Here is a 26,484-nt window from a genome sequence, read left to right as displayed (position 1 = left end):
CCACTTATTTGAACTCATCAGGATTCTGCTGGATGTAATTGGTAATATTGCCAACAAAATCTTTCTCAAGAATCGTTTTGATCTGCCCGATAGTATTTGCAACAGCCGGGGCTTTAGCTGATCCGTGCGTTTTGACGACCGGTGCTTTAACGCCGGCAATAACCGCGCCGCCAGCTTGATTATAATCAAGTACAGCGGCAAATTTCTTTAAAGCCGGTTTAACCAAAGCCGCACCAATTTTAGTCGTTAAGCCGCTGTCTGTCAAAACCTTTCTTAATCCAGAAAACATCGACAGAGCCGTTCCTTCGATCGCCTTTAGGGCAGCATTGCCGGAAAAACCATCAGCGACTACCACATCGGCATTTCCTTCAAGCAGATAACGACTTTCGATATTACCGGTGAAATTAAGATGCTTGCTGTTTTTTAAAAGTTGATGAGCCTCGATATGTATGCGATCGCCCTTATCTTCTTCCTCACCGTTGTTCAGCAGTTTTATTTCAGGATCCTTTCTCTTGAGAACGTTTTTTGCATAAAAATTGCCTATCACAGCAAACTGATATAGATAGCTGGGTTTAACCTCGGCGTTTGCACCCGCATCCATAAATACCCAAGAACGTTTTTCATCAGCTACAGAAGGCAAAACTGTCAACAAAGCCGGGCGCTGGATACCTTTGATCCGGCCAACGATAAAAATTCCACTGGCTAATAAAGCACCAGTATTGCCGGCAGAAAACAAGGCATCTGCTTCCCCGTTTTTAACAGCATCAGCTGCCGCGACTAACGAAGAATCTTTCTTGCTTCTAACAGCTTTAACGGGCTCTTCGCCCATTTCGATGATTTCAGTCGTATTGATTATTTTTATACGATTTTGGTCTCTATCACCGATGATAGCTAGTATTTGTCCTTTGTTGCCATAGAGATTAAAATTGATATTTTCATAACGCTCGCGAGCCAAAAGGACTCCCTCAACGATTTCTTTGGGCGCGTAATCACCACCCATTGCATCAATTGCAATTGTATATTCTTTTTCCATTAATCAAAATCCTTATAACGATCCATCGTCAATGACAAATATTCTACCAGTCCAGCGTTTTCTTTGTCACTATCCCAATTTTCTCTTGAAACTAAATCAGAAGCAGCTTCCTGAGCAGACTCCATCATTTTCAGGTCATGGACTGGGTCGCCAACTGTAAAATCAGGCATACCTGCTTGCTTTATACCAGTTAGATCACCTGGTCCGCGCAGCTCCAAATCTTTTTGCGCCAGTAAAAAACCATTATTGGTGTCAGTCAAAGCTTTCATTCGATCGATACCGTACTGTGTCTTCGGATCGGCAATAAATATAGCATAAGACTTTTTATTGCCGCGGCCGACCCTTCCTCTGAGCTGATGGAGTTGTGCAAGCCCAAAACGGTCTGCATCCAAAACAATCATGATTGTAGCATTTTTTACATCCATTCCAACTTCAACGACCGTTGTTGTTACCAGAACTTGAAATTTTCCATTAGAAAAAGCATCGATCGCTCCTTCTTTTTCTTCATTTGAAAGTCTGCCGTGCAAAAGACCAACTTTATATGGAAACAGGTCTTGTTTCAGCTGATCATAAACTAAATCGGCGTTTTTAAGATCTAATTGTTCTGATTCTTCGATCAAAGGTGTCACCACGTAAGCTTGAGCCCCTTTATCCAGCATTGACTTAAGCCATTGAAAAACACGATCGCTAAGATTGCTTTGGACCCATCTAGTGACGATCGCTTTTCGTCCAGCCGGCAGATGGCTTATGGTAGAAACATCCATTTGACCATAAGCCGTTATCTCCAAAGTTCTCGGGATCGGTGTCGCTGTCATAGATAAAATATCAGGATTTTGTCCTTGTTCTCTTAATGCGGCCCGCTGTTTAACACCAAAACGATGCTGCTCATCGATCACAGCCAGACCCAAGTTGTGGAATTTAACATCCTTTTGGATCAAAGCGTGTGTTCCCACTATGATATCGATTTGGCCATCGGCCAGATCAGACAAGACCTGCCGCCGTTCTAAGGTTTTTAAAGCTGAGGTCAATAATTCAACTCTGACATTTAAAGGAGAAGCATCGAACAATTTGGAAAGATTGACCGCGTGCTGACGAGCTAATATTTCGGTCGGCACCATGATAGCAGCCTGCATCCCCGCACTGACTGCCGCTAGCATTGAAATTGCCGCGACGACAGTTTTGCCAGAGCCGACATCGCCCTGTAAAAGACGATTCATGTGCTGCTTTTTCCGCATATTTTTAAGGATCTGATCAACGACCTTGGATTGATCATCTGTCAGATCATAAGGAAGCGACTTTATAAAATCGGCAACTGTTTTTGGATCAAAATCGATCTGTTTCCCATAATTGACTGCAGAATAGCGTTTGATCAATTGAAGCCGCATTTGAAATAAGAAAAATTCTTCAAAGGCCGCTGATCTGCGTGCTGCCTTTGCTTCAGCGATACTTTTCGGAAAATGCATGGCATAGATCTGCTGCTGGCGATGAAGCAAAGAAAAAGTCTGTCTGATCGAGGCCGGCACTAGATCGACGATTTGATCAGAATATTTTGCATAAGCATTTTCGATCAATTGAATCAAAGTTTTTTGTCGGATATGCTGGTCGACCGGGTAAACAGCATTAAGAGATCCTTCTTTTAAATCAATGATTTTTTGACCTGCTAAAGAAGCTCTATTTGCATCATAAATACCGAATACTGCTAATTCTTGTCCTTCAACGATCCGATCTTTTAACCAAGGCTGATTAAAAAAAGAAACCGATATATTATCATGTTCAACTAATAAACGAAAAAATATCCTTGTTTTTTTATAGCCAAAACGCGAGATAGTAACTGGGCTGCTGACAATACCTTTAAAAGCAGTTTTTTCACCATCCAGGCTTTGGCTGGGCAGCTTAGTCTGAAGATCATCATAACGAAAAGGGTAATGGGTCAAAAGATCTTCTATATTAAAAATCCCAAGATGGTGTAAAAGACTTGCACGCTTTTCACCTACCCCGGGAAGTTTTGTAATTGGATCAAACAAACTCACATTAGAATTATATTACTAAAATATATTAGAACAAACGAAAAATCATTCAACAGATATCAAAAATGGGTAAAGCGGCTGATCGCCTTCGTGAATCTCTGTTTCTAGGTCGCGCGATAATTTAGAAACGGCTTTAGCCAGCTGCTGAGCTTCTTTTTGGTTAGATTGGCTGCCGAAAATGATCGTCACGATTTCAGAATCTTCATCAAGCATCTTTTTAACGGATTCAACGGCGACCTCTCTGATCTTTTTACCGTTAGCAACTATTTTTCCATCAACCAAAGCGATAAATTCGCCCTTCTTGATCACCCTGCCGTCAATGCTCGTATCACGAACGGCTTTGGTCACTTCTGCTGATTTAACGGTCGAAAGCTGATCTGCCATATTAGCAGCATTGGTTTTTAAGTCATCTTCCGGATTAAAACCGAGAAGCGAAGTCAATCCTTGCTGGATAGTCTTGCTCTTAATGATTTCAACCGGGATCTTAGCTAGTTTCGCCGCTTGGCTGGCTGCCATGAATATGTTGGTGTTATTTGGAATAATGATCGCTTTTTTTGCACCGCTCGAAGAAATAGCATTCAAAATATCCTTCGTCGACGGATTCATTGTTTGGCCGCCGGTAATAACTTCAGTCACACCCATTGATTTAAACAATTCAACCAAACCGTGCCCGCTGGCAATAGTGATCAAAGCTGTATCAACAGCTTTTTTGTTAGCTTGAGCTTCTTGTTTGGCAACACGATCAATAACTGCCTGCTGCTGATCACGCATATTATCGATCTTGACTGATCTGATCGAGCCAAAATGAGTAGCTTCGCTCAAAACGGCACCTGGATCTTCGGTATGAACATGAGTTTTAACTAAACCATCATCAGCGATCACTAATAGCGAATCACCGATATTTGACAGGTAATCATAGTATTTATCGTAGTTCCATTTACGGTCATAAGTAGTTCCCTTGCCTACTTCAAATAAAATCGTCGTACAATAGCCGTATTTTATGTCTTTAGGATCTAATGAAACTTGAGCATCAAATTCATTAGTCTGCTCATCGAATTGAGCCATATCAGGCGGCGTCTGCAGATCGTCTTGACTGGTTTTGCCTGAAAGTACTTCGTACCAAGACTGCAATACCAAAACAAGGCCTTGTCCGCCGGAATCAACGACACCGACTTCTTTTAAAACGGGCAAAAGATCCGGTGTTTTAGCTAAAGCTTTTGAGGCCGCTTCCCAAGCAGCGTGGGCAACATCAATAACATCTTTGCTCTCCTCTGCTTCATCGGATGCAGCTGATGCCGCTTCTCGGATAACCGTTAAAATCGTTCCCTCAGTCGGTTTCATAACTGATTTATAAGCTGATTCAGCGCCAGCCTTAAGTGCACCGGCAAATTGAACAGCGTCCAGATTATCAAAACTGGCAACGTATCTCGTAAAACCGCGCATGATCTGCGATAAAATAACGCCAGAATTTCCACGAGCGCCCATTAAAAGACCCTTAGATAAAGCCGTAGATAAAGCACCAATAGATGTTTCGGTAGAATCGCGCTCATATTGGGCTCCCGACTCCATCGTAAGACTCATATTAGTACCAGTATCCCCATCTGGTACTGGGAAAACATTTAATTTATTGATGTGCTGAGCGTTTTTTTTCAAAATTTGCGCAGCAGCATTCATCATACGACCGAATTCAATGTTCGTAATTAATTCCATTTATTCTCCTTAAGCGCGGACTCCTTCAATTATTACATTGATCTGGTTGATCGAAACGCCTAAATTTTTTTCTAGTGCGTAACGTACCTGCTTTTGGACGGCTTTTGATACCTCAGACAATTTAACACCATATTCAACGATAATGTGAACATCAACTATCAATTGATCATCAGCTTGAGTGAGCAAAATGCCGCGGCCATAATTAGGACGCTGTAAAACTTGGCTAAAACCATCTTTCAAACTTTTAGAAGCCATTCCAACAACTCCAAAAGATTCAGAAGCAGCTGTCCCGACTATAGTTGAGATCACATCGTCATCAATGTTTACTTGACCGATATTTGTTTTCATCTTTAAACTCATGATTTTACCTCTGATTAAATTTTAACAGTATTTTAATCAGCTTAGAGTACAGAATAAGAATACAAAAAAACCGCTAAAATGCGGCTTGGCTTATACACGTTCGATAGAACCGTTTTTCAAACCTGCGCGGAGAGTGCGTGCAGTCAGATAAACAGTTCTGGCAGCACCACCGTTGATCTTAACGGTAACTTTCTGCAAATTTGGTTTCCACGAACGACGGCTGGCATTCAAAGCGTGTGAACGTTGATTGCCAAAACGCGTCCGCGCACCAGTAATAGCATCTTTTGCCATAGCGTCCTCCTTACTGTAACTTTTAAATTTTATCTAATTTAGTCAATAAATGCAAATTTTTTGCTATCTGCTCCGCTTCAAGCCCTTAAAATCAATTGATGAAAATGATCAATCGTGATAAAATATCATGGTTATGCGGATGTGGCGGAATTGGCAGACGCGCAGGATTTAGGTTCCTGTGAGGAGACTCGTGCAGGTTCGATCCCTGTCATCCGCAGTTAATGATTTATCCCGGCTGCCGATAAGCTTGGGATTTTTTTATAAAATAAACTTTTTTTGATTTTTAAATTGCCAGTCATTAAAAAATTTGTTAGAATATTTTAGTTGACTGATTGCCGACTTAGCTCAGTTGGCTAGAGCACTTCACTAGTAATGAAGGGGTCGGAGGTTCGAATCCTCTAGTCGGCAGAATATGATCCCCTTTTCGGGGATTTTTTTGTATCCGTTCGTAAATAAAAAACCATTCCGCTCTGAGAATGGTTTTAATCCTTGCTTTCTATTTTATCAGCACCAAAATACGGACGTAAAACAGCAGGAACAGTAATGCTGCCGTCCGGATTTTGATAATTTTCCATGATCGCTGCGACAGTCCTTCCAACAGCCAAACCGGATCCGTTCAGAGTATGAACAAAGTGCAGTTTGCCTTGATCGTCCCGATACTGGATATGCCCGCGGCGAGCCTGAAAATCTTCATCATTAGAAACAGAAGAGATCTCGCGGTACTTATTTTGAGTTGGGAACCAAACTTCCAAATCGTAGGTCATAGCTGAACCAAAACCCATATCGCCAGTCGATAAACGAATAACATGGTAAGGCAATTCCAACTTTTGAAGGATGTTTTCAGCATCAACGGTCATTTTTTCCAGTTCATCATAAGAATCTTCAGGTTTTGTGAATTTAACCATCTCAACTTTATTGAATTGGTGCAAACGGATCAATCCATGAGTGTCTTTCCCGGCAGCACCGGCTTCTTGACGAAAAGCCGGAGATAACGCAGTTACATACAGCGGTAATTCAGATTGGTCGATAACTTCATCCCGACGCCAATTTACTAACGAAACTTCAGCCGTTGGTATTAAAGTCATTGATTGATCTTTGCCAACTTCATAAGCATCATCAATGAATTTAGGAAATTGACCTGTGGCATACATAGATTCATTAGTGACCATATAAGGCGTCAACAGTTCTGTATATCCCTCGCGCCGGTGCTCATCTAACATAAAATTGTATACTGCTCTCTCCAAACGAGCACCTGCACCAACGTAATAAAGAAAGCGGGCGCCGGAAACTTTTGCTCCGCGCTGAAAATCGAGGATACCTAATTTTTCCCCAAGCTGGTCATGGCTTTGCATCCAATCAGGTGTCTTAGAAAAAGCTGCCGGACGTCCCTTTAAATCAGCAGGACTCCACCTACGCTGTTCAACGTTATAAGAATCATCCGGACCGACCGGAACACGAGGATCGGCCAAATTAGGCAAATGTGCCAATTGGTCATGAACTGATTCGTTTATTTCAGCCAAGCGTGCATCGAGATCTTTTATCTGATCAGCGACCTTCTGCATTTGTGAAATAGCTTGTGCAGCGGCAGCATCATCTTTTTGCCGCTTCGCTGCACCGATCTTATCGGAAACTGTATTTCTTTGTGCCTTTAATTCCTCGGTTTTTTGGATCAAAGCGCGCCTTTTTTCATCATCGGACAGCAGCTTATCCAAAACTCCCTTTTCGACGTTGCGGTCTTGTAAACGTTTATCAGCTTCTTTTCGATTATTTCTTAAATACTTAATATCCAGCATATATCTGATTATACCTTTGCTATAAATTTAAATTTATTCCAACTTGCCTTTTAAGTCTTATCCAGCGATTATTTTCAGATTGGCCAATTTGCCGTCGATCTGTTCAAGGACCTGCTGAGCAGCCTGGTCTGATCGTACGAAATCAAATTTATCGCCATCTATCTGCATCTTTGGACCACGGTCATAATTTTGATACCAAGATACATAACGTTCATTTAGTTTCTTATAATAATCGTAAAGATCAGGATGAAGATCGATCTGTTCAAAAGAACGGCCGCGTTTTTTGATACGGGCCAGCATCGTTTCAAAGGAAACACGAACATGGATCAACAGATCGGGATCTTTATCCGGTATCCCGTTCAATTGTTCCATCATATTTTCCAAAAGGGATCGATAGATCTGGACTTCAGTCTGTGTCGCTCGGCCTAAATCGGCATTTAATTTAAAAAGCAAACTATCCTCAAAAATCGAACGGTCGATAACGTTCAGCTTATTTTCTTGTGCTTGGCGTATATTTCCTAAGCGTTTGTTCAAAAAATAAACCTGCAACAAAAAGGCATATTTTTTTGGATCATTGTAAAACAAAGGCAGGATCGGATTATCGCTGACGCTTTCAAAAATCGGCCTGCTATCGAGGTGTTTTGATAATAATTTAGTAAGACTGGTCTTGCCAGCCCCAATCGTACCTGCTAAAACGATCATAAAAATCTCCTTTTTTACTATTAATAATTTTGCAATTTTGCTGATAAATGTCAAACGATATTTTAGATTCTGCTGCTCAAAAAAATATTCCATCTCTTTAATTTCGGAGCAAGACGATAGTAAGATTCTTCAGTCAAAAGGAACCAAAAGAAGCCGAAAAGCAAAGCCGCTGCTGATTCAATAAATGAACTATAACCTAAAGCGATGTTTGAAAAGAAGACCAGCAGCAGCCAGATAATCAAAAAAACGATAAATCTGTTGCGACGCGAGCGGGCCTTTTTTTTGAAAGCCGAAATAAAGAAAACGAACAAAAATTGGATCAAAACAAAGGACATGGTCACGCCGCTGCTTGGAAAACCGTCGTGAAAAGCGCCATGATCAGGCTGATCCAAAATTGAAGATGATGATAAGAATATGCCGAAGATCCAAACAAAGAACGGAATAGAAAAAATGGTGATCATCAGCCAGCAGGCAGCGACTTTTAAATTACTGCCCCAAAGAAAAAAGGCGAACAAAAAAGTGATCAAACAACACAAGTAAGGGCGGCTTAAATGCCCGACCAAGAAAAATAAAGTATTGACGAAGAAACCATGATCTTTAGTTAAAAAATTCGTTGCCAGGCTATCTAACAAAGAAAGCATCGGTGATGATAACAATGCTAGAATAAACATAAGCGTAAACAAACCAAAAAAAATAAAAATCAAAGGTCTTCTAATTATATCGCGGTCAACTATCATAACTTACATAAGTTATTTTAGCAAAGCTGATTTTTTTAATGCGATGTTAACAATAGATTGGATAAAATAATCAATATGCAAAAAAATAATCGATCCCAGCAAAACAAAACTCCTAGAAAAAAAGGAGGTCATTTACTGCGAAACATAGTCTTATCCTTTTTAGGACTGATTTTTATCGCTGCTGGAATTGCATTTTCGATCGCTTATTCAAATATAAAATACGCCATCAATAAAAATACTTTTGTCAGTACCAACATCAAAAAAAGCCGAAATGTCAGCGAAGCCTTAAAAAAAGGACGCCCGTTTTCTATCTTGCTAATGGGTACAGATACGGGTGAATTAGGCAGAAATTGGGTCGGTCGGACTGATTCGATGATATTAGTGACCGTGAGTCCAAAACAGCATAAGACGGTCCTTTTTTCGATTCCTAGAGACTCTATGGTGTCGATTCCCGGATATGAAGACACTTTTCCCCAAAAAATAAACGCTGCCTACGAATATCCGGCTAACGGCAAGGGTCACCCGGAGACAACGATAAAAACTGTGGAAAAATGGTTGAACGTTCCGATCGATTTTTATGCGATCGTCAATATGAACGCTTTGGAGCAAATAGTCAATGCAGTCGGCGGCATATCTGTAAAATCGCCGCTTACTTTCAAATTTTCATCTGATACAGCCCATGATTACGGTAACAACCTGTACAGTTTCACAAAAGATTCGACTCATTACGAATATTTTCAAAATGGCGTTAATTTAACTAGAAGCTCAAATGTCATGAATGGGGATGCGGCTTTAGCTTTTGCCCGTATGCGCTATCAAGACCCCACCGGCGATTATGGCCGTACTTTAAGGCAGCGATTGATATTAGAAGCAGTTGCCAAAAAAAGCAGTCGTTTAGTTCAGCAAGTAGTCAACAGAAAATTTATAAATTCAATCTCACGGCAAGCTCAAACCGACCTGTCTTTTGACGATCTGCTAACACTTGTATCCAATTATCGATCATCGGTCAAAAACATCGAATCTGATCATTTGCAAGGAGACAGCTATAAATATCTTGGAATAGTTTCATATGAAATTATTCCTCAAAAAGAAAAACAGCGCGCGACTGATAAGATCCGCAGTTTATTAGAATTGAAAAAAGGTCAGACCGGTCCGCGTTTCTCTGGAGAAGTTAATAACGGGGTGGTCATATACGATCCGGATAGCCAGCAGACTGCTTCTTCTTATTCCTCAAATGATCAATCGACTCAACAATATGCAGCTAACAGCAGCAGCCAGGCAGCATATTCATCTAGTTATACAGCACCGCAATATTATGCTTATAGTGCCCCTGCCGTATCTTCAAGTTCAAGCCGACAACAGGTAATTCCTGCTCCGGCACCGGCATTGCCGGCAGTCAGCAGCAGTCAGGCAACAGCCTCTAGCACAGTTCAGCCAACCGAGACTGGACAAGATCAAGCGCCTGCTGGTAATGGCCAGAATCCTTAAATGAATCCAAACATTTTAAAGCGAACAAATCAAAAAGCATCCGATTATTTTAAAGAATAACCGGATGCTTTTTTAATGATCATCTTGATCATTTAATTTAGAAATGAGCTTTTCGATATGATCACCATATTCGATGGCCGTATCCCTTTTAAAAACCAAATCAGGAATTTTAAAAGTAGTCATTTGTTTTGACAATTCATGTTTTATTAAACCTTTAGCGGCACTGAGCCCTCGATCAGCCTTTTCTTTTGAACTAGCTAGATTAGAATAGATAGTCCAATATACATAGGCAACAGAGAAATCAGCAGACATATCCACACCGGTAACGGTAACATCTTTAAGTCGGGGATCAGAAACTTTTTTAACGAGGATCTTGCCTATATCACGCGCAATCGTGCCTTCGACTCTTAAGAGACGAGCAGACTTAGCTTTCTTAGGCATTTGCTTTGACCTCTTCCATGATATAAGGCTCGATCACATCACCAACTTTTTCATCGTTATAGTTAGCGATCGTCAAACCAAGTTCAAATCCTTTTTTGACATCTTTGACATCATCTTTGCCGTGCTTAAGGGACCCAAGTACACCATCATAGACAACAACACCATCTCTGATCAAACGAACTTTGGAATCACGAGTTATCGTTCCATCAGTAACGATGCCGCCAACGATCGTACCGATCTTAGAGTAGTGGAACAATCTGCGAACATCTACACTGCCAAGGACCTTTTCTTTGTAAACAGGTTCTAGTTTGCCCTTCATGGCTGCTTCAACTTCGTTGATCGCATCATAAATAACATTATAAAGCCTGATATCAACGTGTTTTTGCTCAGCTTCTGTCTTGGCCTGTCCCATTGGACGAACATTAAAACCAATTATTATTGCATCAGATGCTTCAGCTAAATTGATATCAGATTCATTAATAGCACCAACAGCGGCATGAATAATGTCCACCCTGACACCTTCAACCTTGATTTTCATCAATGAGTCCGACAAAGCTTCAACCGAACCCTGGACATCGCCTTTAACTATCAAAGGAACAGTCTTCTGTTCGTTTTTAGCCATCGTAGAGAACAAATTATCGAGTGTGACAACAGACCCGGTATTGCGCTCTTCTTCCATGGCATTCTTGGCGCGTTGTTCACCAGCTTCACGAGCTTCTTTTTCAGAATCCATAATAACGAAGTGGTCTCCAGCTTGAGGAACATCATTCAAACCGGTTATCTCGACCGGAGTTGCCGGAAGAGCTCCATCGATAGACTTCTTTGAAGCATCATTCATAGTACGAACACGACCAAAAGTATTTCCAACAACGATAGGATCGCCTGTCTTCAAAGTCCCTTGCTGGACAAGCAAGGTTGCAACTGCACCGCGTCCTTTATCTAACCGTGCTTCGATAACAGACCCGCGAGCTTTGGCAGTAGGATCGGCTTTCAATTCCATCAAATCAGCCTGAAGCAGGATCATCTCTAATAGCTTATCAACGTTCTCACCGGTCTTAGCTGAAATAGGAACTTCGATGGTATCGCCGCCATATCGTTCCGGCACCAGATCATATTTCATCAATTCGTTAACGATATTTTCAGGATCAACACCTGGAATATCGATCTTATTGATAGCTACGATAATAGGTGTTTTCGCAGCTTTAGCATGGTGGATAGCTTCGATAGTCTGAGGCATGACCCCATCATCTGCTGCGACGACAAGGATGGTTATATCAGTAACGTTTGCACCGCGAGCACGCATTTCGGTAAATGCCTCGTGGCCTGGAGTATCCAAGAAGGTTATCAAGCGTCCATCTAATTTAGCTTGATAAGCACCGATGTGCTGTGTGATACCGCCAGCTTCGCCTTCAGTAACATGAGTATGACGAAGATAATCCAGCAGTGTCGTTTTACCATGATCAACATGGCCCATGATCGTAACGATCGGTGGACGCTGAGTAAGCTTATCTTCATTGATATCATTTGCCTCTTCATCGAAGAAACGATCGATATCAGAAACATCTACTTCTTCTTTTTGCTTAGCTTCAATACCATAATCAGCTGCTAACAATTCAATGGCATCAGAGTCAAGGCTTTGGTTTTGATTGACAACAACTCCCAATAAGAAGAACTTTTTCAAAATTTCAGCAACATCACGATGAATGATCTTGGCGATATCCTGAACATTCATGCCAAGACGATATTCAAGAACCTTTGGTAATGGCTGTTCTTTACGCTCTGTCTTTCTGTTTTTTCTTACCGAAGCAGCCGCGATCCTTTGTGCCTTTTTGGATCCCTTTGGACCAGATTTTCTGCGAGTACCTAAAGCAGGACCGGTAGCGAATCGATTCTGATTATTAGGTGTCGTACTTTGATTACGGCGCCTTGTGTTATTACGAGCTGAATTATTTCCTGAAGCTAACGCACCGCCAAAACGACCTGATCCATTTTGTGCTGCATTTGGACGTTTATGGGCAGAAACTGCCGCTGCGTTGCGGTTGCGATTATTATTCTCAGAGCGGTTATTGGTCTGCGAGTGATTATTGTTATTACGTCTGCGCTGATTAGTCTCAGGATGTTGATTAGGCAATGGATTGTGAACGTGCTGCCTCCGCGGCGTACTTCCGTTATTTCTATTGTTGTTGTTGGAATTTGAAAAACCAGAATTCCTAGCGCCGGAGTTATTTCTGCGGCTGTCATTGCTTCTGATTTTTCTAACGATAGGACGGCGCTGCTGACTAGCGGTTTCTGCTGGAGCACTTGCAGCACCGGCATTGATCGGCCGACGATCTTTCGGCATCGGACGGCCGGTAGAACTTTCTGCACTCCTGCTGACACGTCGCGCCCGTGTATCATCACGATGATTACTGCTTGCGTTCTTATTGTTGTTGGAATTAGAGCCGCCGCGATTATTTTGCGCATTATTAGATAAACCAGCTGCATGACGCCTGCGCGAAGCTGGTAATTCAGAATTAGAAGCCGTTTGTTTCCTTATGTGTCTAACTAAAGGACGACGTTTTTTTTCTTCCTCTGTCATTTATTCACCCCCTTCAATAATTTTTCGGATCTGCTGAGCGATCCCTTGATCGGTAACACCAAGTACCTTTCGTTCTTGACCGATCGCTTGACTGATTTCAGAACTTGATAACTGATTGATAATAAAAATTTTATCGACAATATGTTTTTTGATTTCCTTTGTTGTTTTAGGGCTTGCATCACTAGCTATAACGACGAGAAACAGCTGCTTTTTCAATAAAGCTTTGATCAACAGTTCGCTGCCGCTGATGATAAAACCGGCGCGTCGGCAAAGACCTAGATAATTAAGAATTTTCCGTCTTGATAATACGTTCGTGACTGAAAAGCTCCCTTCTAGCTTGTTGATGAACAACATAATCAATTATTTGATCATAAAATTCATCAGGGACGGTCCGTTGGAACACGCTGTCGAGCACTTTCTCTTTTTTTGCCCTCTTAGCTAGTTTACCATCTATAGCCAAATAAGCACCGCGACCATTTTGACGTCCGCTCGGATCTATAACTAACTTATCTTCCGGTGTACGAACTATCCTGATCATATCTTTTTTCGGCAGCATTTGACCGCTGACCAATTCCCGGCGCATCGGGATCTTTCTTTTTTTGATTTGTTGTTCCTTTTTTTTCATGTGATATAGCCGTGATCAAATTATTTTTTGTTTTTTTCTTTGTTTTTTTCCTGACTGTCTTGTTCTTCTTTTTCCTTCAGAATGGCTTGATAATCTACATTATTCAAAGCAGCAGTAAATTCATCTTCTGCTTCTTTGGCTTCTTCAGCACTAAGATCTTTATTTTCAGTTTGTTCAGAAGCAGAAGATGAGGATACCTCTGTCTCTGAAACAGAAGCTGATTCCGCCTCTTCGGTGCCAGATTTTTGCTGATCAGTCTTCGCTTGATCATCGGCTGGCTGAGTTTGCGAATCATCTAAATAATCAGCTGCATCATTATATTCCGCATCATCATCCCATTGATCCTGGTCAGCTTCATCTTCGTCTGCATACTTAGCTGATTCTTCTAAAATAGCCTGCAATTTAGGATCATTTTCTGCTTGCGTTTCTGATTTGATGTCAATTTTGAATTTAGTTAATTTAGCAGCCAGCCGAGCGTTTTGGCCGCGTTTGCCGATCGCCAAACTAAGTTGATAGTCAGGTACGATGACGGTAACTTCATTATCATTTTCCGGACTAAAGATAACATCAACGACTTCAGCCGGATTAAGAGCGTTAGCAATGTATTGCGCCTCATCTTCGACCCACTCAACGATATCCATATTTTCGCCATTCAACTCGTTGACGACTGCTTGAACTCTAGATCCGCGCGGTCCGACAAGGGTACCGACCGGATCAAGATTGGGGTCGGTAGTTCTAACAGCTACCTTAGAACGGTCGCCTGCTTCTCGAGCGATCGATTCGATCACAACGGTCCCGTCGTAAACTTCAGGTACTTCTTGTTCAAATAAGCGCTTGACCAGTTCCGGGCTTGTCCGAGAAACATAAATTTGCGGACCTCTGGTAGAAGAATCTTCAACTCTGTTTATCAAAACTTTTATTGGATCGCCGACTTTATACTTTTCTCCAGGGATACGATCCTTTTCGCCCATAGCAGCTTCTTGTCCGTCAGGCATAGCGACCCATAAGAAACGCTGGTCTTCGCGAATGACCTTAGCAGTGACGATCTCGTGTTCAAAACCTTCATAACGCGCATGGATCGCCTCTTTTTCCTTTTCTCGAATCAACTGGGTTGATTTGTTCTTGCCTGACTGAGCGGCTAAACGACCAAAATTACGCGGATTGATCTCAAATTTTATTTTGTCGCCGATCTCATAAGCAGGGTTGATCGCACGGGCATCTTTAAGATAAATCTCAGAATAAGGATCTATCATGCCGCCATCATCAATAACTTCCTTTATCTGCAGTAAATTGAATTCTTGCTTTTCAGGGTCAACGTCAACTTCAACATTGACTTCACCTTCAAAATTTTTTTTATAAGCGGTAAGGAGCGTATCTTTAAGTGATTCGATCGCATCTTCCCGGCTAATGCCCTTTTCAGTTTGCAGGGCTTTTAAAGCAGCGAAAAGTTCTTTTTTATAATCTGATGCCATCTTAATCCTCCTCATTTAGTGAGATTTTTGCTATTTTAGAAGTTCCATAGGAAATATGTTCATCAGAAGGAAACTTCAATTGAATTTGTTGTTCATTAAAATCATCAAGAATGCCATTAACAACCTTGGTGCCGTCAACTTTTTCAAAAAATTTGACAGTTACTGGTTTGCCGATCGCCCATTTTAACTGTTCCTGATTTCCCAATTCACGATTTATCCCCGGTGAAGAAATATCCAAACTGTATTGATCAGGAAAAGGGTCTGGTTTTATTTCATCAAGAGCTTCGCTGATCAAAGGAGTCACTTCAGCAATTTTATCTATCGTGATCGCTTGGCCATCAGCTAAATCGATATCGATCGAAAGGATCGCTTGGCCATGCTGCGAAAAATCGATTTTCCACAATACCAGCTCTTCTTGAGAAAGTATCGGCAAAATATGTTCTTTTATAATATTTAATGTTTTCGAATTCATAGTTATATTAACTTGATCCATAAAAAATGAGCTGGCATGCGGCCAACTCATTTACACGAGTAAATCAAGTTACAGATTATTATATCTTTTTTATAGTTTTTTTTCAATGCTTTAATAGCTATATAGGTAAGTTATATGAAAATCATTAGCACCGCTATCTCGATTTATCACAGAGAGAAGCTGGTTCGATGCATAAACTGATATCCGCACTGGAATCGTACCGCCAAAATAACGAGGCATGATCTGCGAGATATAAGAAGAAAAAGCACGTATTTCAGACACAGAGTAGAAGTTGGTATTGACAGTGACGTTCAGCCCAGCCAAGTTATCGTGGTCATAATGTGCCTGTGCAGTCGCAGAGGAAATACTTGGGAAAAAATTTTCGATCTGATTTTGAAAATTTGAAAAAGTCGTGTTATCTTGACTGCCTAAAGAAGAATGATCGCCGTTGCTTTTGGGAAGAACGATGTTTCTGATCTGCGGATCAGTCCAGCTGCCAATATTGCTGCCTGAGCGGGAAAGATAGTAGGCATAGGGAGATCCGCCGGCCAAAGAATCCTCAGGCGAATTTTCATACATGACTATCAAAATGGGCACATTATTAGGAATACGCTTATTTGCTCGTAATCTTTGGAGGACTTTGCCGGCCATCGACTGTCCTTGTTCAACCATCTGATTGCGGGGAATGTTTTGAGTCAGTGTTGGTCCTCCCTGCTGAGCAGAATAATGATCAGCACGATTCATTGCCATACCGATCGTCATTCCTTCAAGATCAAAATTGCCAGATCCTGATTGATTAACGAAATCGTCTTCCTCGATCGATTGCAGATAATAAGGATTTCTGCCATTATCGCGGCGTCCGTTATCAGGCGGGTTGAGCCCTTGAGGATTATCCGACGAAGAACGATTTAACCAATCTGTTAAAGTAGAAGAACTTAAATATTGGCCTTCTTGAAAAATATAACGGCGCGGCGAAAAAAAGCTGCGCGAAAGATTGATAAGCGAATTTTCAAACGATTGTACATTGAAATTCGTTTCAGTGGTCACAGTTATACCTCGTGCTGCCGAAGTCCTATATCGTCCATTAGAAATGATCGTACGATAATCGCCGCTATTGCTGCTGTTATCGATAACTTGAACTGAACTTCTTTGAGAAGAGCTATTGCTGGTCGGCTGACGATAATTGAAAAAATAAATCAAAATCGCAATAACTAAAGCCAAAACCACGAATAATCCCACTAAAAATTGTGTAATTGTAATTCTAAACCTATTTCTCTGCATCACTTAAATCAATAAATTCCTGTTCATTAATAACTCTAACACCCAGCTGCCGAGCTTTCTTAAGTTTACTGCCCGCATCAGTCCCGGCGATCAATAGATCGGTTTTTGAAGAAACTGACGATGAAACATTTGCTCCATGATCTTCAAGCCAGTTTTGCATCTGCGGTCGTGTCCAATGGTTCAGCTTTCCTGTTAAAACGATTCTCTTATTATAGAAATAACCAGAAGTATCGCTGGAAGAGCTTGAAATATAATCAAAGTTCAAACCAAAGTTTTCAAGTTCATTGATCAATTGGCCGACTTTTTCGCTGTCGAAAAATTGTACGATCGCATCTGCCATGACCTGACCGATACCATCTATATCAGCGATCTGTTCTGCCGAAGCATTTTGAAGATTGCGTAAATTTTTAAAATGAGCTGCCAAAACTCGTGCAGCTTTAGCGCCAACGCCGCGAATACCTAAAGCAGTGATAAGCCTTTCAACCGAGTTGTTTTTTGAATTTTCGATAGCATTAAGAAGATTATCAGCTGACAACTCAGCAAACTTATCAAGCTGCAAAAGCTGATCGGCCCTAAGTGCATACAGATCGGAAATTTTTTTAACAAACTTTTTATCGATCAGCTGAGTAACGACTCTTGGCCCTAAACCGTCAATATTCATCGCATTTCTTGATGCAAAATGGACAAGTCCCTCTTTTATCTGTGCTGGACATTCAGGATTGATGCAGCGCAAAGCCACTTCGCCTTCAACATGAACTAGTTTTGATCCGCAGGAAGGACAATATTGAGGGATCGGATAAGGCTGATCATCGCCTTCCGGTCTTTTATCTAAAATAACTTGACCGACTTCAGGAATGATATCACCGGCTTTGTGCAATGTAACTGTATCGCCGATCCGTACATCTTTTTCCTGCAAATAATCCGGATTATGCAAACTGGCTCTTTTGACAGTCGTACCCGCCAAAAGAACTGGATCCATGACTGCTGTCGGGGTAACGACACCTGTTCGCCCAACCGTCCAAGTTATATCTCTAACGACCGTCAAAGCTTCTTCTGGCGGAAATTTATAGGCTATTGACCAGCGGGGGATCTTAACGGTATTACCCAACTCATTTTCCATTGCCAGATCATTTACTTTAACGACGACACCATCGATCCCGTAGGGCAAAAAAGCTCTTTTTTCAGTATATTCATCAATGTAAGCTTTGACTTGATCCATATTGCTGATAACACGATTGTCTGGATTAACAGGAAAGCCTAATTGCCGAAACCGGTCCAATACCCCAGATTGAGTACCTGTACCCAACACATCGTTTTGAGCTGTGTAATATATAAAAGAAGAAAGGTGACGCTCAGCGGTTATTTTTGGATCCAATTGGCGCAAACTGCCGGCAGCGGCATTTCTAGGATTGGCAAAAACCGGTTTGCCGGCTTCATCGCGCTTTGCATTAAGCTGAGCAAAGACATCTTTTTTCATGTAGATCTCACCGCGGACTTCAATCGTCAAATCTTCATTCAAATGCTGCGGTATCTCTTTTATAGTCCTGACATTAGCTGTGACGTCTTCGCCGATCGTACCGTCGCCGCGGGTAGAGGCCTGGATCAAGCGACCGTTTTCATAACGAAGCGAGATAGCCAAACCATCTATTTTCAGTTCGAGATTATAAGCTTGTTGAGCGCCGGCATTTTTAGTCGTGACCTTATCCCATTCATAAAGTTCTTCAACTGAAAAAACATCGCCCAAAGAGAGCATCGGCACCGGGTGGACAACTTTTTTCAAACCCTTGCTGTCTGCCTGGACACTATTTCCAGCAGCTACTCTTTGCGTTGGCGAATCAGGCATGACTAAACTAGGAAAAGCCTTCTCTAAAGCAACCAGACGCGCGTAATTAGCATCGTAAACATAGTCTTCGACGCTGGGATTATCTTCTTCATAGTATTCACGGCCCCACTTTAATAACTTGTCTGAGAGATCTTTTATCTCTTGCTGGGCAGTTGTCAGAGTTAAATCTTCGATTGGCTGAAAATGTATTTCTGGATTCATTTTAAATCTTCTCGATCGGGGCAAATGATGCCATCAATTCTTTAATACCTTTATTGGAAAAAGCAACACGCAATATTTTATCATTGCCGTCATCTTTAATAGACACGATCCGGCCAACACCAAAAGCGCGATGCTTGACTCGATCCCCAGTATGCCACTCTTTTTTTTCGGCACCATTTCCATGGTAGACTTTTGAAAAAGCCTGTTGATGGCGCCTGCTTGCAAATAATGGTTTCTTGTCAACGCCGGCAGGATTATCAAATGGCAAAGGACGCTGATAAGCTGATGGGCTGGAACTTTGATCATCGGCTTGGTTTTCTTTATCCAGCAGCGAATCATCTATCTCGTTAATGAACATCGACGGTTCATTAACTTGACTGCGGCCGTATAAAAGTCTTCCGTACGCATTGGTCAAATAAAGTTCCTCTTGAGCCCTTGTGATGGCGACATAGGCCAGACGCCGCTCTTCTTCAAGGCCGTCTCTTTCCATGATCGAACGTGCAGAAGGAAAAATGCCTTCTTCAAGTCCAACGATAAAAACAACCGGAAATTCCAATCCCTTAGCTGCATGAACAGTCATTAAGGTCACTTGTCCAGCATCCTGGTCATAAGAATCAAGGTCATTTACTAAAGCAGTCTGGCCGAGAAAGTCAACCAGCGCGTTATCGGTTTCTGAAAGATCAGGGTCATAATCATCATCAAATTGCTTGGTTTGCGATAAGAACTCGTCCAAATTTTCTACCCGCGCCTGCGAATCAAGATCATTTTTTTCAGCATACTGTCTGCGCAGTCCGCTTTTGTCGATAACTTCCTGCGATAATTCAGTCAAAGACAAAAAATGCGACTGATCAGAAAATCCCTTGATAATATTAGAAAAAGCGATAAAGTTGCTGCGGGCCTTCTTGGGCAAAGACTGGTCCTGATCCAAACGATCGATCGCTTCCATTAAAGAAACCCCTTGCTGGTTTGCAAAAGTTCGCAGCTTGTCGACCGAACTGGCGCCGATCGAACGCTTTGGTTCGTTAACGATCCGCTCAAAAGCCGAATTATTATCAGGATTGGAAACCAACTGAAGATAGGCAACGACGTCTTGGATCTCTTTTCGATCGAAAAAGCGTGTACCTCCAACGATCGTATATTGGATCCGGCCGGCATTGAAAACCTGTTCAAAAACACGAGACTGAGCATTAGTCCGGAAAAGGACTGCAAAATCATTCAAACTCCTGCCTTTTTTCAATCCCTCTTTGATCTTAGTCAAAACGTAATGAGCTTCATCAGTCTCAGACTGGGCTCGATAATAATGGATCAGATCACCGGACACGTTTTCCGTCCATAATTTTTTCGGTTTACGCAAAATATTATTTTCGATGACCTGATTAGCTGCCTGCAGGATATGTTTGGTCGACCGATAATTCTGTTCCAGCATGACTGTTTTTGCACCTGGAAAATCTTTTTCAAAATTCAGAATATTGTTCATATCAGCGCCGCGCCAACCATAAATACTCTGGTCAGAATCACCTACGACTGCCAGATTTCCCCAAGCCGCCTGACCAGAAGCAAGCATTTTGACCATTTGATATTGAGCATCATTGGTATCTTGATACTCATCAACGTGGATATAACGAAACTTGCGCTGATAATAATGTAAAACGTCCGGCGCTTGGCGGAACAATTCGATCGTTTTCATGATCAGATCATCAAAATCCATTGATTGCGATAATTTGAGCCGCTTTTGATAAAGATCATAGGCAGAAGCAGCTGCCTGGTCAAAAACCGTTTGCGCTTCTCTTTGGGCATCTTTTGGTGTCTGCAAAGCGTTTTTAAAATTAGATATCGCCGCAAGAATACTTTTCGGCTCATATTGGTTGGAGTCGTAATTCAAATCATTTAAAACGTGTTTGATAAGAGTTTTCTGCGCACTTGGATCAAGAATCGAAAAGCTGGTTCCATAACCGATCTTTTCCGAATCGCGACGTAAAATACGAGCTGAAAGGGCATGGAAAGTCGATACCCAGATGGCAGTCGCTTGCTCTTGATCAAGAAGGCCGGCGATCCTTTCTTTCATTTCGCGGGCAGCTTTATTGGTAAAAGTGATCGCCAAAATAGACCAAGGATCGACCGATTTTTGCTGAACTAAATAAGCGACCCGGTGCGTTAAAACTCTGGTCTTGCCCGAACCGGCACCAGCCATAATCAAAAGCGGTCCCTCGGTAGTTAGAACCGCTTCTTTTTGTTTATCATTTAAACCTGCTAATAAATCTTTCACTTAAAATATTTTAACATTGAATTTTTAGATTATTTTCTCAATTAAAGCAAAATAAATAGTTAATATCAAAAGATCAGCACTGCCGCCTAGGCTCAGGCTGCCTTCAGCAAAAAAATCAATGATAGATTTTAATTTATTTTTGCCGGATAAAGTCTTTTGCCCGCCTAGATAAAAATAATCAGATATCATTGACCGGACCTCATCAAATATCTTCAAATCATAATGAGCTCTTTTTAAAAGATTACTGTCGAAGTTGACCAAAACGATATCCAAAAGGGTATCCAATAACCTATCGTTCAAATTACCTGTTGTTTTTTTAAAAAAAGGCAATGATCGCTTTTCGACGATCGGAAAACCAGCCTGTGCAGCACTTCGAGCTCCGGAAAAGCCAAATCGCAAATATTGTTCTTCACCAGCAGTTTTTGCTTTTTTCAGAGCGGCAAAATCATGTTCAATTATGTCGCCGGTCATTTTTTTGATTTCTGCAAGGATCGAATGGTGGTCATTAGTTTGAAGATAAGCACTGGCACTGACTGCTAATCCCAAGGAAAAAACAGCCCCTTTATGTGTGTTTGCCCCATTGGTAGCGATCATCATATTTTTTTCAGCTTCGATCCCCAGCGGGCGGATAGCCGAAAACAATTTCTTGTCTTCATTTTTTGGGAAACTTGAAGACAGGCAAACCAGCTGCCGGAAATAATCATCTAAAGCCACAGCAGAATCAATAAAATCAAAGTAGTCCATATCAGGATGGCCGCTGTGATCAAGTGGATCTACCAGCCCCGGTTTAGGCCAAACGCTTGCCTCGTAGATCAGGGCCTTAAGGGCTGATTGTTGAAAAGATCTGTTCATTTAAAAAGTTCTAAAAAAATTTGGTCGATCTTGGCCTGAAGTTCCGAAACCTTATGGCGGCGGCTGCGAGCACAGTTTTTGGCTGGATCATCACAAAGAAAACAACGGCGCGGCGGCACGTTCATTTGCTGCCTGGAGATCGTTTCCTTGCCATCGTTTTCATAAAAAAGAACATCAAAATCGCATAAACGGCCTAAAGATGAGCTGTCTTCAAAGGCTAAAGCGATTTTTTTCAGCGAAAAAGGATCTTCGTCTATCAAATAAAACTTTTCCGGTCCGCTTGGATAATCCCAGACAAAAGAATTTTTGATTTCAATGCCTGCAAGATAATTTTTTTCAAAGTTTTCACAGGCCAAGCCGAACATTTTTTTGATCATTGAATTATTTTTGATCGGGCCGGGAATATTCATTTTCGCACAGATCATCGTTAAAGAATCATCATTCTTTAAGAGCCGATCTTGAAAATTTGCACGCCGGTCTTTAGCGGCCAAAACATTACCAACAGTTTGATAACTCCCGCTCGAAAAAATACTTTTATTCTTCGTCATCTACTTCCCTGACTGTATCGATCAAAGTCCCGTCGCGGTATTCTATCAAAGCAACGATTCGGTCTTTGAATTTTAAAGCCTGCGCCTTGCCGGTAATGCTTTGTGCCTTTTTAACAAATTCGGCGATAGGAAAAATCGGCAATCCCGGAACAGCGGAAAGGCTTTTGATCAAATCTTTTCGTTTAGGATTGATCGCGATCCCATATTCAGTTACCAACACGTCGACTGAATCACCGGGAGTCACGATAGTCGTCAGCTGATCAACGACCGTGGCGATACGCCCGCGAACCAGAGGCGCACAAATTATCGTTAATTTTGCATTAGCAGCATCTTGGTGACCGCCAATAGCTCCGCGAATAACGCCATCGGATCCGGTCATAACATTGACATTAAAATCCTTATCTATTTCAAGGGCGGACAAAACTGCAAGGTCTAATCGATCGACCATAGCTCCTTTATTGTCAGGATCAGCATACCAAGAAGCATCGATCTCCTGCTGATAAGGACTGTTTTTCATCGAATCAGCAGCACCTTTATCAAAATCTTGGACATCCATAACCTTTTTGACTAAACCTTCATTAAGCATATCGACAGTCGGTTTAGTTATGCCGCCAAGAGCAAAAGAAGCTTTGATATTTTTTTCGATCATAGATCGGCGCAAATAACGGCTGACAGCTAAGGCAGCTCCGCCGGAACCGGTTTGAAAAGAAAAACCATTTTTAAAATAAGGCGAATTAATGATGACCTGGTTTACTAATTGGGCGATCTTCAATTCTTTAGGATCTTTTGTAAAGCGGGTCGCACCTGAAGATATTTTTTCTGGATCGCCAACTCGATCTGCTTTGACGACATAATCAACTTGAGTTTGGTCGATCGATGCAGGCGTATTAGGATAGTCAACGATATTATCAGTCAGCAAAACCAATTTATCGGCATATTTCGCATCCATCAAAGCATAACCGAGCGATCCAAAGGCTGCTTGCCCGAAGCTGCCATTTGCATTTCCAAGAACATCGGAATTCGGCACAGCTAAGAAAGCCACATCGATTTTTATATCGCCTTCTTCGATCGCTCTGGCACGGCCGCCGTGAGAACGAAAAATGACCGGGTTTTTTAAAATACCGTGTGAAACAGCATCACCTAAGCTGCCGCGCATACCTGATGACGTGATATTGGCGACGGCTCCAGTTTTGATCGCTTTGATGACCATATCGTTCATGACATTCGTCAAAGAAGAAGGAGCTAATGTCAGGTCTTTAATACCTAAATCGATAATAGCCTGCATGACCTGATTAAAAATTTGGTCGCCTTCGCGAAGATGATGGTGAAAAGAAATCGTCGCGCCATTTTTAACCAGTTTTTTAACCAGATCGGGGATCGAGCGGACTAATTTATTTTCTCCCTTAGAAACGGCGACTTTAGGAGCAGTTCTTTGCTTAATGGTTTCCTTTATTTCAGTACCTGCAAAAGGTCTGTATCCAGCTTTGAGCAGCGAGTCTGGAATTTGACGGCCGATTTTATTTTTCAATGTAATGTCCCTCCTTATCGATCAAATTACTTGCCTGAGCAAGTTTGATAACTCTTTCAGCTCTTAAAGCAACTGGGCGGTCGACCATTTGGCCATTCAAAGAAACGACGCCTGAACCGCTGGTCCTTGCTGATTCGATCGCTGCGATAACGTTTTGAGCTTGTTCGATCTCTTTGGAACTCGGTGCATAGATCTGATTTACCAAAGCGATCTGCCGCGGATTGACTAATGATTTTCCATCAAAACCTAATTGGTGAATGTGTTTAGTTTCTCTGATAAAACCTTCTGTATCGTTAACATTGGAAAAAACTGTATCAAAGGCAGCGATACCGGCTGCTCTGGCAGCGTGCAGGACCATGTTTCGAGCAAATTCAAGTTCGGCACCATCGGGATATCTATGAGTCTTCATGTCGGTCGTATAATCTTCAGCTGATAAAGCGATACCGATCATTCTTTTAGAGGCTGCTGCGATCTCCGGAGCATTCAAAACCCCTTTTGCCGATTCGATCGCTGCCATCATATGAGTACTGCCGGGTTCGATCGAAAAAAACTTTTCGGCTTGTTCGATCGTTTTTTCTAATTCGGCGATCATATCAGCCGACTCGGTTTTTGGCAGTCGGATCACTTCTGCTCCTGCTTTGACCATAGCAAAAACATCATTTTTAAAAAAAGGTGTATCCAAGCCGTTGACGCGTACGACTATTTCCGCGCTGCCGTAGTCCTGACTTTTCAATGCGTTGTAGACCAAGATCCGTGCAGCATCCTTTTCGTTTAAAGATACGGCGTCTTCCAGGTCAAACATGATCGAATCAGCTCCGTAAATTCCGGCATCTTTAAGCATGGCCGGATTATTGCCGGGCACAAACATCATCGTCCGCCTTAAACGTTCTTCTTCGACCATTACAAAGCCTCCCAATCGATCTTGTCTTCTTTGCCTAAAGCCCGCTGAGCAGCTGTATAGGTTCGCGCCTTGATGACGCAATCCAGCGCTCCTTTATCAACTGTTTTAACATTAGCCTGATCTATATTCAGGCTGCTTAAAGTATCGGTGATCGTCTTGATTATTTGCGGACCGAATTGTTTTTTAACATCCGAGACAAGATCTATCTGAATACCATTAGAACCCCTGCTTAAGGTTATTTGAATATCAGATGATTCGACTGTCCCGGCAAGAGCCGTTTTATTTATTTCCACGATTATCCTTCCCTTCTCATCCTTTGCCTGATGTCATCTATATGTTCTAAGATATAATTCAAACTGCTTTTGGGCAAATATTTTTCTAATTGACTCAAATCATCTTGATATATCAAACTGCGAACCCGGCTGGCGCTGATGACCTCCCCCTGATCATTTTGCAAACGTGGCAGTATCACCGCTTTTATTTCCGGTTCCAGCCTTTTCTTTAGGACCTGATTATAAATAGCTGTCGTTGCCGAAAAAGGTTCCTGACCGAGATAACGCCATTTGATACCCAGATATGGAGCAATTTTTTCTTTGAACAAAGTCGCATCCAAATCAGCCTGATAATAAGCGGTATCGGCGCCACTCTTCAAAAAATAAGCAGGAAAAGTCGTGCTGCTGACCAAATAATCATCCCCAGCGACCAAAACAACATTTTTAAAGTCTTGGCAGGCAGCTTTAGCTAAGGCAAAACGCTCTTTAAAAGTGAACAATGACAGATCAGTGGAGACGATGAATAAATAGACCAGGTCTGACCGCTCAGCGGCTTTTTTCAGTAAATAATAATGCCCCTTTGTAAAAGGATTTGCATTCATGACCAAAGATGATATTTTCAACGCGCGTTTTTTTGATTTTTTTAAGGGGATACTATGCAAAAAATCCTCGATCGAACGATCGCCGCTTTCCAAAATGGCTGCTTGTTTAGTAGAAACGATTTTCTTAAAACCAACATGCCTAAAAGTATCGATATAGTCATTTTTTGTAAATACGAATATATGAAAAATACTTTTTTCGGCCGCTTTGCTCATCAGATCAGATATGACCATATTGAACTGCCGACCGCCTTTATCTTTAACGGCAACGTATTTGATCACCTTGCCTGCCAGAGAACCAACTGCTAAAAATCGATCGTTATCATCTAAAACAGCAACAGTATAATCGATCGTTTTTATTTCGCTTTGATCAAAATTATCAATACCTTGAGACTGCAAAAAATTGCGCCAAGAATCAAACGTTTGCTGATTGTTGAAAAAAATTTGTTTTAAAATCATTTTAT

24 protein-coding genes and 2 tRNA genes are annotated in these 26,484 nt (G+C 41.7%); 3 read left to right on the top strand and 23 right to left on the bottom strand.

Annotation, left to right across the window (positions count from 1 at the left end; translation table 11 throughout):
• Nucleotides 1–4 precede the first annotated feature (4 nt).
• The 5 genes from plsX to rpmB form a co-directional block, all read right to left on the bottom strand.
• Nucleotides 5–1,033, bottom strand: a complete 1,029-nt coding sequence (gene plsX, locus ACKP2L_RS02165; protein WP_439425751.1) for a phosphate acyltransferase PlsX — start codon at nt 1,031–1,033, stop codon at nt 5–7.
• Complete coding sequence (gene recG / locus ACKP2L_RS02160) at nt 1,033–3,063, bottom strand: ATP-dependent DNA helicase RecG (RefSeq protein ID WP_439425750.1); 2,031 nt, start codon at nt 3,061–3,063, stop codon at nt 1,033–1,035. The genes plsX and recG overlap by 1 nt, the downstream gene beginning before the upstream one ends.
• A gap of 42 nt (nt 3,064–3,105) precedes the next feature.
• The gene (locus ACKP2L_RS02155; protein ID WP_439425749.1) at nt 3,106–4,770 is read right to left on the bottom strand and encodes a DAK2 domain-containing protein; all 1,665 of its coding nucleotides are present in this window, start codon (nt 4,768–4,770) and stop codon (nt 3,106–3,108) included.
• Between the two features lie 9 nt (nt 4,771–4,779).
• The gene (locus ACKP2L_RS02150; RefSeq protein WP_439425748.1) at nt 4,780–5,130 is read right to left on the bottom strand and encodes an Asp23/Gls24 family envelope stress response protein; all 351 of its coding nucleotides are present in this window, start codon (nt 5,128–5,130) and stop codon (nt 4,780–4,782) included.
• Nucleotides 5,131–5,220: 90 nt separating this feature from the next.
• Entirely contained in the window at nt 5,221–5,421 is a 201-nt protein-coding gene (gene rpmB / locus ACKP2L_RS02145) for a 50S ribosomal protein L28 (protein ID WP_439425747.1), read from the bottom strand.
• Nucleotides 5,422–5,556: 135 nt separating this feature from the next.
• On the opposite strand from rpmB, the gene ACKP2L_RS02140 reads away from it, so the two are divergent.
• A tRNA-Leu gene (locus tag ACKP2L_RS02140) sits at nt 5,557–5,638 on the top strand.
• 117 nt (nt 5,639–5,755) lie between these two features.
• Nucleotides 5,756–5,829: transfer RNA gene (locus tag ACKP2L_RS02135), tRNA-Thr, on the top strand.
• A gap of 74 nt (nt 5,830–5,903) precedes the next feature.
• On the opposite strand, the gene serS is transcribed toward ACKP2L_RS02135, so the two are convergent.
• From serS to ACKP2L_RS02120, 3 genes are all read right to left on the bottom strand, one after another.
• Nucleotides 5,904–7,214: a serine--tRNA ligase gene (gene serS / locus ACKP2L_RS02130; RefSeq protein WP_439425746.1), complete on the bottom strand. Its 1,311-nt coding sequence runs from the start codon at nt 7,212–7,214 to the stop codon at nt 5,904–5,906.
• Between the two features lie 57 nt (nt 7,215–7,271).
• Nucleotides 7,272–7,916, bottom strand: a complete 645-nt coding sequence (locus tag ACKP2L_RS02125) for a deoxynucleoside kinase (protein WP_439425745.1) — start codon at nt 7,914–7,916, stop codon at nt 7,272–7,274.
• Nucleotides 7,917–7,978: 62 nt separating this feature from the next.
• Nucleotides 7,979–8,587, bottom strand: coding sequence for a hypothetical protein (locus ACKP2L_RS02120; RefSeq protein ID WP_439425744.1), 609 nt, complete (start codon nt 8,585–8,587; stop codon nt 7,979–7,981).
• A 141-nt stretch (nt 8,588–8,728) separates the two neighbouring features.
• On the opposite strand from ACKP2L_RS02120, the gene ACKP2L_RS02115 reads away from it, so the two are divergent.
• A complete protein-coding gene (locus ACKP2L_RS02115) occupies nt 8,729–10,141 on the top strand; it encodes an LCP family protein (RefSeq protein ID WP_439425743.1) in 1,413 nt (470 codons plus the stop codon).
• Between the two features lie 72 nt (nt 10,142–10,213).
• Here the strand turns inward: ACKP2L_RS02115 and rbfA are convergent, their stop codons facing one another.
• The 15 genes from rbfA to citC form a co-directional block, all read right to left on the bottom strand.
• Nucleotides 10,214–10,582 carry a 30S ribosome-binding factor RbfA gene (gene rbfA, locus ACKP2L_RS02110; protein WP_439425742.1) on the bottom strand — a complete coding sequence of 123 codons (369 nt, stop codon included), beginning with the start codon at nt 10,580–10,582 and terminating at the stop codon, nt 10,214–10,216.
• Complete coding sequence (gene infB, locus ACKP2L_RS02105; protein ID WP_439425741.1) at nt 10,575–13,160, bottom strand: translation initiation factor IF-2; 2,586 nt, start codon at nt 13,158–13,160, stop codon at nt 10,575–10,577. Before infB ends, rbfA begins: the two co-directional genes overlap by 8 nt.
• On the bottom strand, nt 13,161–13,514 hold the full coding sequence (locus ACKP2L_RS02100; protein ID WP_439425740.1) for a L7Ae/L30e/S12e/Gadd45 family ribosomal protein: 354 nt from the start codon (nt 13,512–13,514) through the stop codon (nt 13,161–13,163).
• On the bottom strand, nt 13,444–13,785 hold the full coding sequence (gene rnpM, locus ACKP2L_RS02095; RefSeq protein ID WP_439425739.1) for an RNase P modulator RnpM: 342 nt from the start codon (nt 13,783–13,785) through the stop codon (nt 13,444–13,446). Before rnpM ends, ACKP2L_RS02100 begins: the two co-directional genes overlap by 71 nt.
• Nucleotides 13,786–13,805: 20 nt before the next feature.
• Entirely contained in the window at nt 13,806–15,257 is a 1,452-nt protein-coding gene (nusA, locus tag ACKP2L_RS02090; protein WP_439425738.1) for a transcription termination factor NusA, read from the bottom strand.
• Nucleotide 15,258: 1 nt separating this feature from the next.
• Nucleotides 15,259–15,729 (bottom strand): ribosome maturation factor RimP, encoded by a 471-nt coding sequence (gene rimP, locus ACKP2L_RS02085; protein ID WP_439425737.1) that lies wholly within the window; start codon nt 15,727–15,729, stop codon nt 15,259–15,261.
• A 111-nt stretch (nt 15,730–15,840) separates the two neighbouring features.
• Nucleotides 15,841–16,956 (bottom strand): CamS family sex pheromone protein, encoded by a 1,116-nt coding sequence (locus ACKP2L_RS02080; RefSeq protein WP_439425736.1) that lies wholly within the window; start codon nt 16,954–16,956, stop codon nt 15,841–15,843.
• 40 nt (nt 16,957–16,996) lie between these two features.
• A complete protein-coding gene (gene ligA / locus ACKP2L_RS02075) occupies nt 16,997–19,054 on the bottom strand; it encodes an NAD-dependent DNA ligase LigA (protein ID WP_439425735.1) in 2,058 nt (685 codons plus the stop codon).
• Nucleotide 19,055: 1 nt separating this feature from the next.
• Nucleotides 19,056–21,320, bottom strand: coding sequence for a DNA helicase PcrA (gene pcrA / locus ACKP2L_RS02070; protein ID WP_439425734.1), 2,265 nt, complete (start codon nt 21,318–21,320; stop codon nt 19,056–19,058).
• 24 nt (nt 21,321–21,344) lie between these two features.
• On the bottom strand, nt 21,345–22,172 hold the full coding sequence (locus ACKP2L_RS02065) for a triphosphoribosyl-dephospho-CoA synthase (RefSeq protein WP_439425733.1): 828 nt from the start codon (nt 22,170–22,172) through the stop codon (nt 21,345–21,347).
• Nucleotides 22,169–22,720 carry a citrate lyase holo-[acyl-carrier protein] synthase gene (gene citX / locus ACKP2L_RS02060; protein WP_439425732.1) on the bottom strand — a complete coding sequence of 184 codons (552 nt, stop codon included), beginning with the start codon at nt 22,718–22,720 and terminating at the stop codon, nt 22,169–22,171. Before citX ends, ACKP2L_RS02065 begins: the two co-directional genes overlap by 4 nt.
• Nucleotides 22,707–24,248 (bottom strand): citrate lyase subunit alpha, encoded by a 1,542-nt coding sequence (gene citF / locus ACKP2L_RS02055; RefSeq protein ID WP_439425731.1) that lies wholly within the window; start codon nt 24,246–24,248, stop codon nt 22,707–22,709. The genes citX and citF overlap by 14 nt, the downstream gene beginning before the upstream one ends.
• The gene (citE, locus tag ACKP2L_RS02050) at nt 24,238–25,149 is read right to left on the bottom strand and encodes a citrate (pro-3S)-lyase subunit beta (RefSeq protein WP_439425730.1); all 912 of its coding nucleotides are present in this window, start codon (nt 25,147–25,149) and stop codon (nt 24,238–24,240) included. The genes citF and citE overlap by 11 nt, the downstream gene beginning before the upstream one ends.
• Entirely contained in the window at nt 25,149–25,442 is a 294-nt protein-coding gene (citD, locus tag ACKP2L_RS02045) for a citrate lyase acyl carrier protein (protein ID WP_439425729.1), read from the bottom strand. The genes citE and citD overlap by 1 nt, the downstream gene beginning before the upstream one ends.
• Before the next feature lie 2 nt (nt 25,443–25,444).
• Nucleotides 25,445–26,479, bottom strand: coding sequence for a [citrate (pro-3S)-lyase] ligase (citC, locus tag ACKP2L_RS02040; RefSeq protein WP_439425728.1), 1,035 nt, complete (start codon nt 26,477–26,479; stop codon nt 25,445–25,447).
• Nucleotides 26,480–26,484: the final 5 nt, after the last annotated feature.

It is taken from the genome of Oenococcus alcoholitolerans (genome assembly GCF_051852995.1).
Classification (GTDB): Bacteria; Bacillota; Bacilli; order Lactobacillales; family Lactobacillaceae; genus Oenococcus; species Oenococcus alcoholitolerans.
This window is presented reverse-complemented; position numbering and strand designations above follow the sequence as displayed.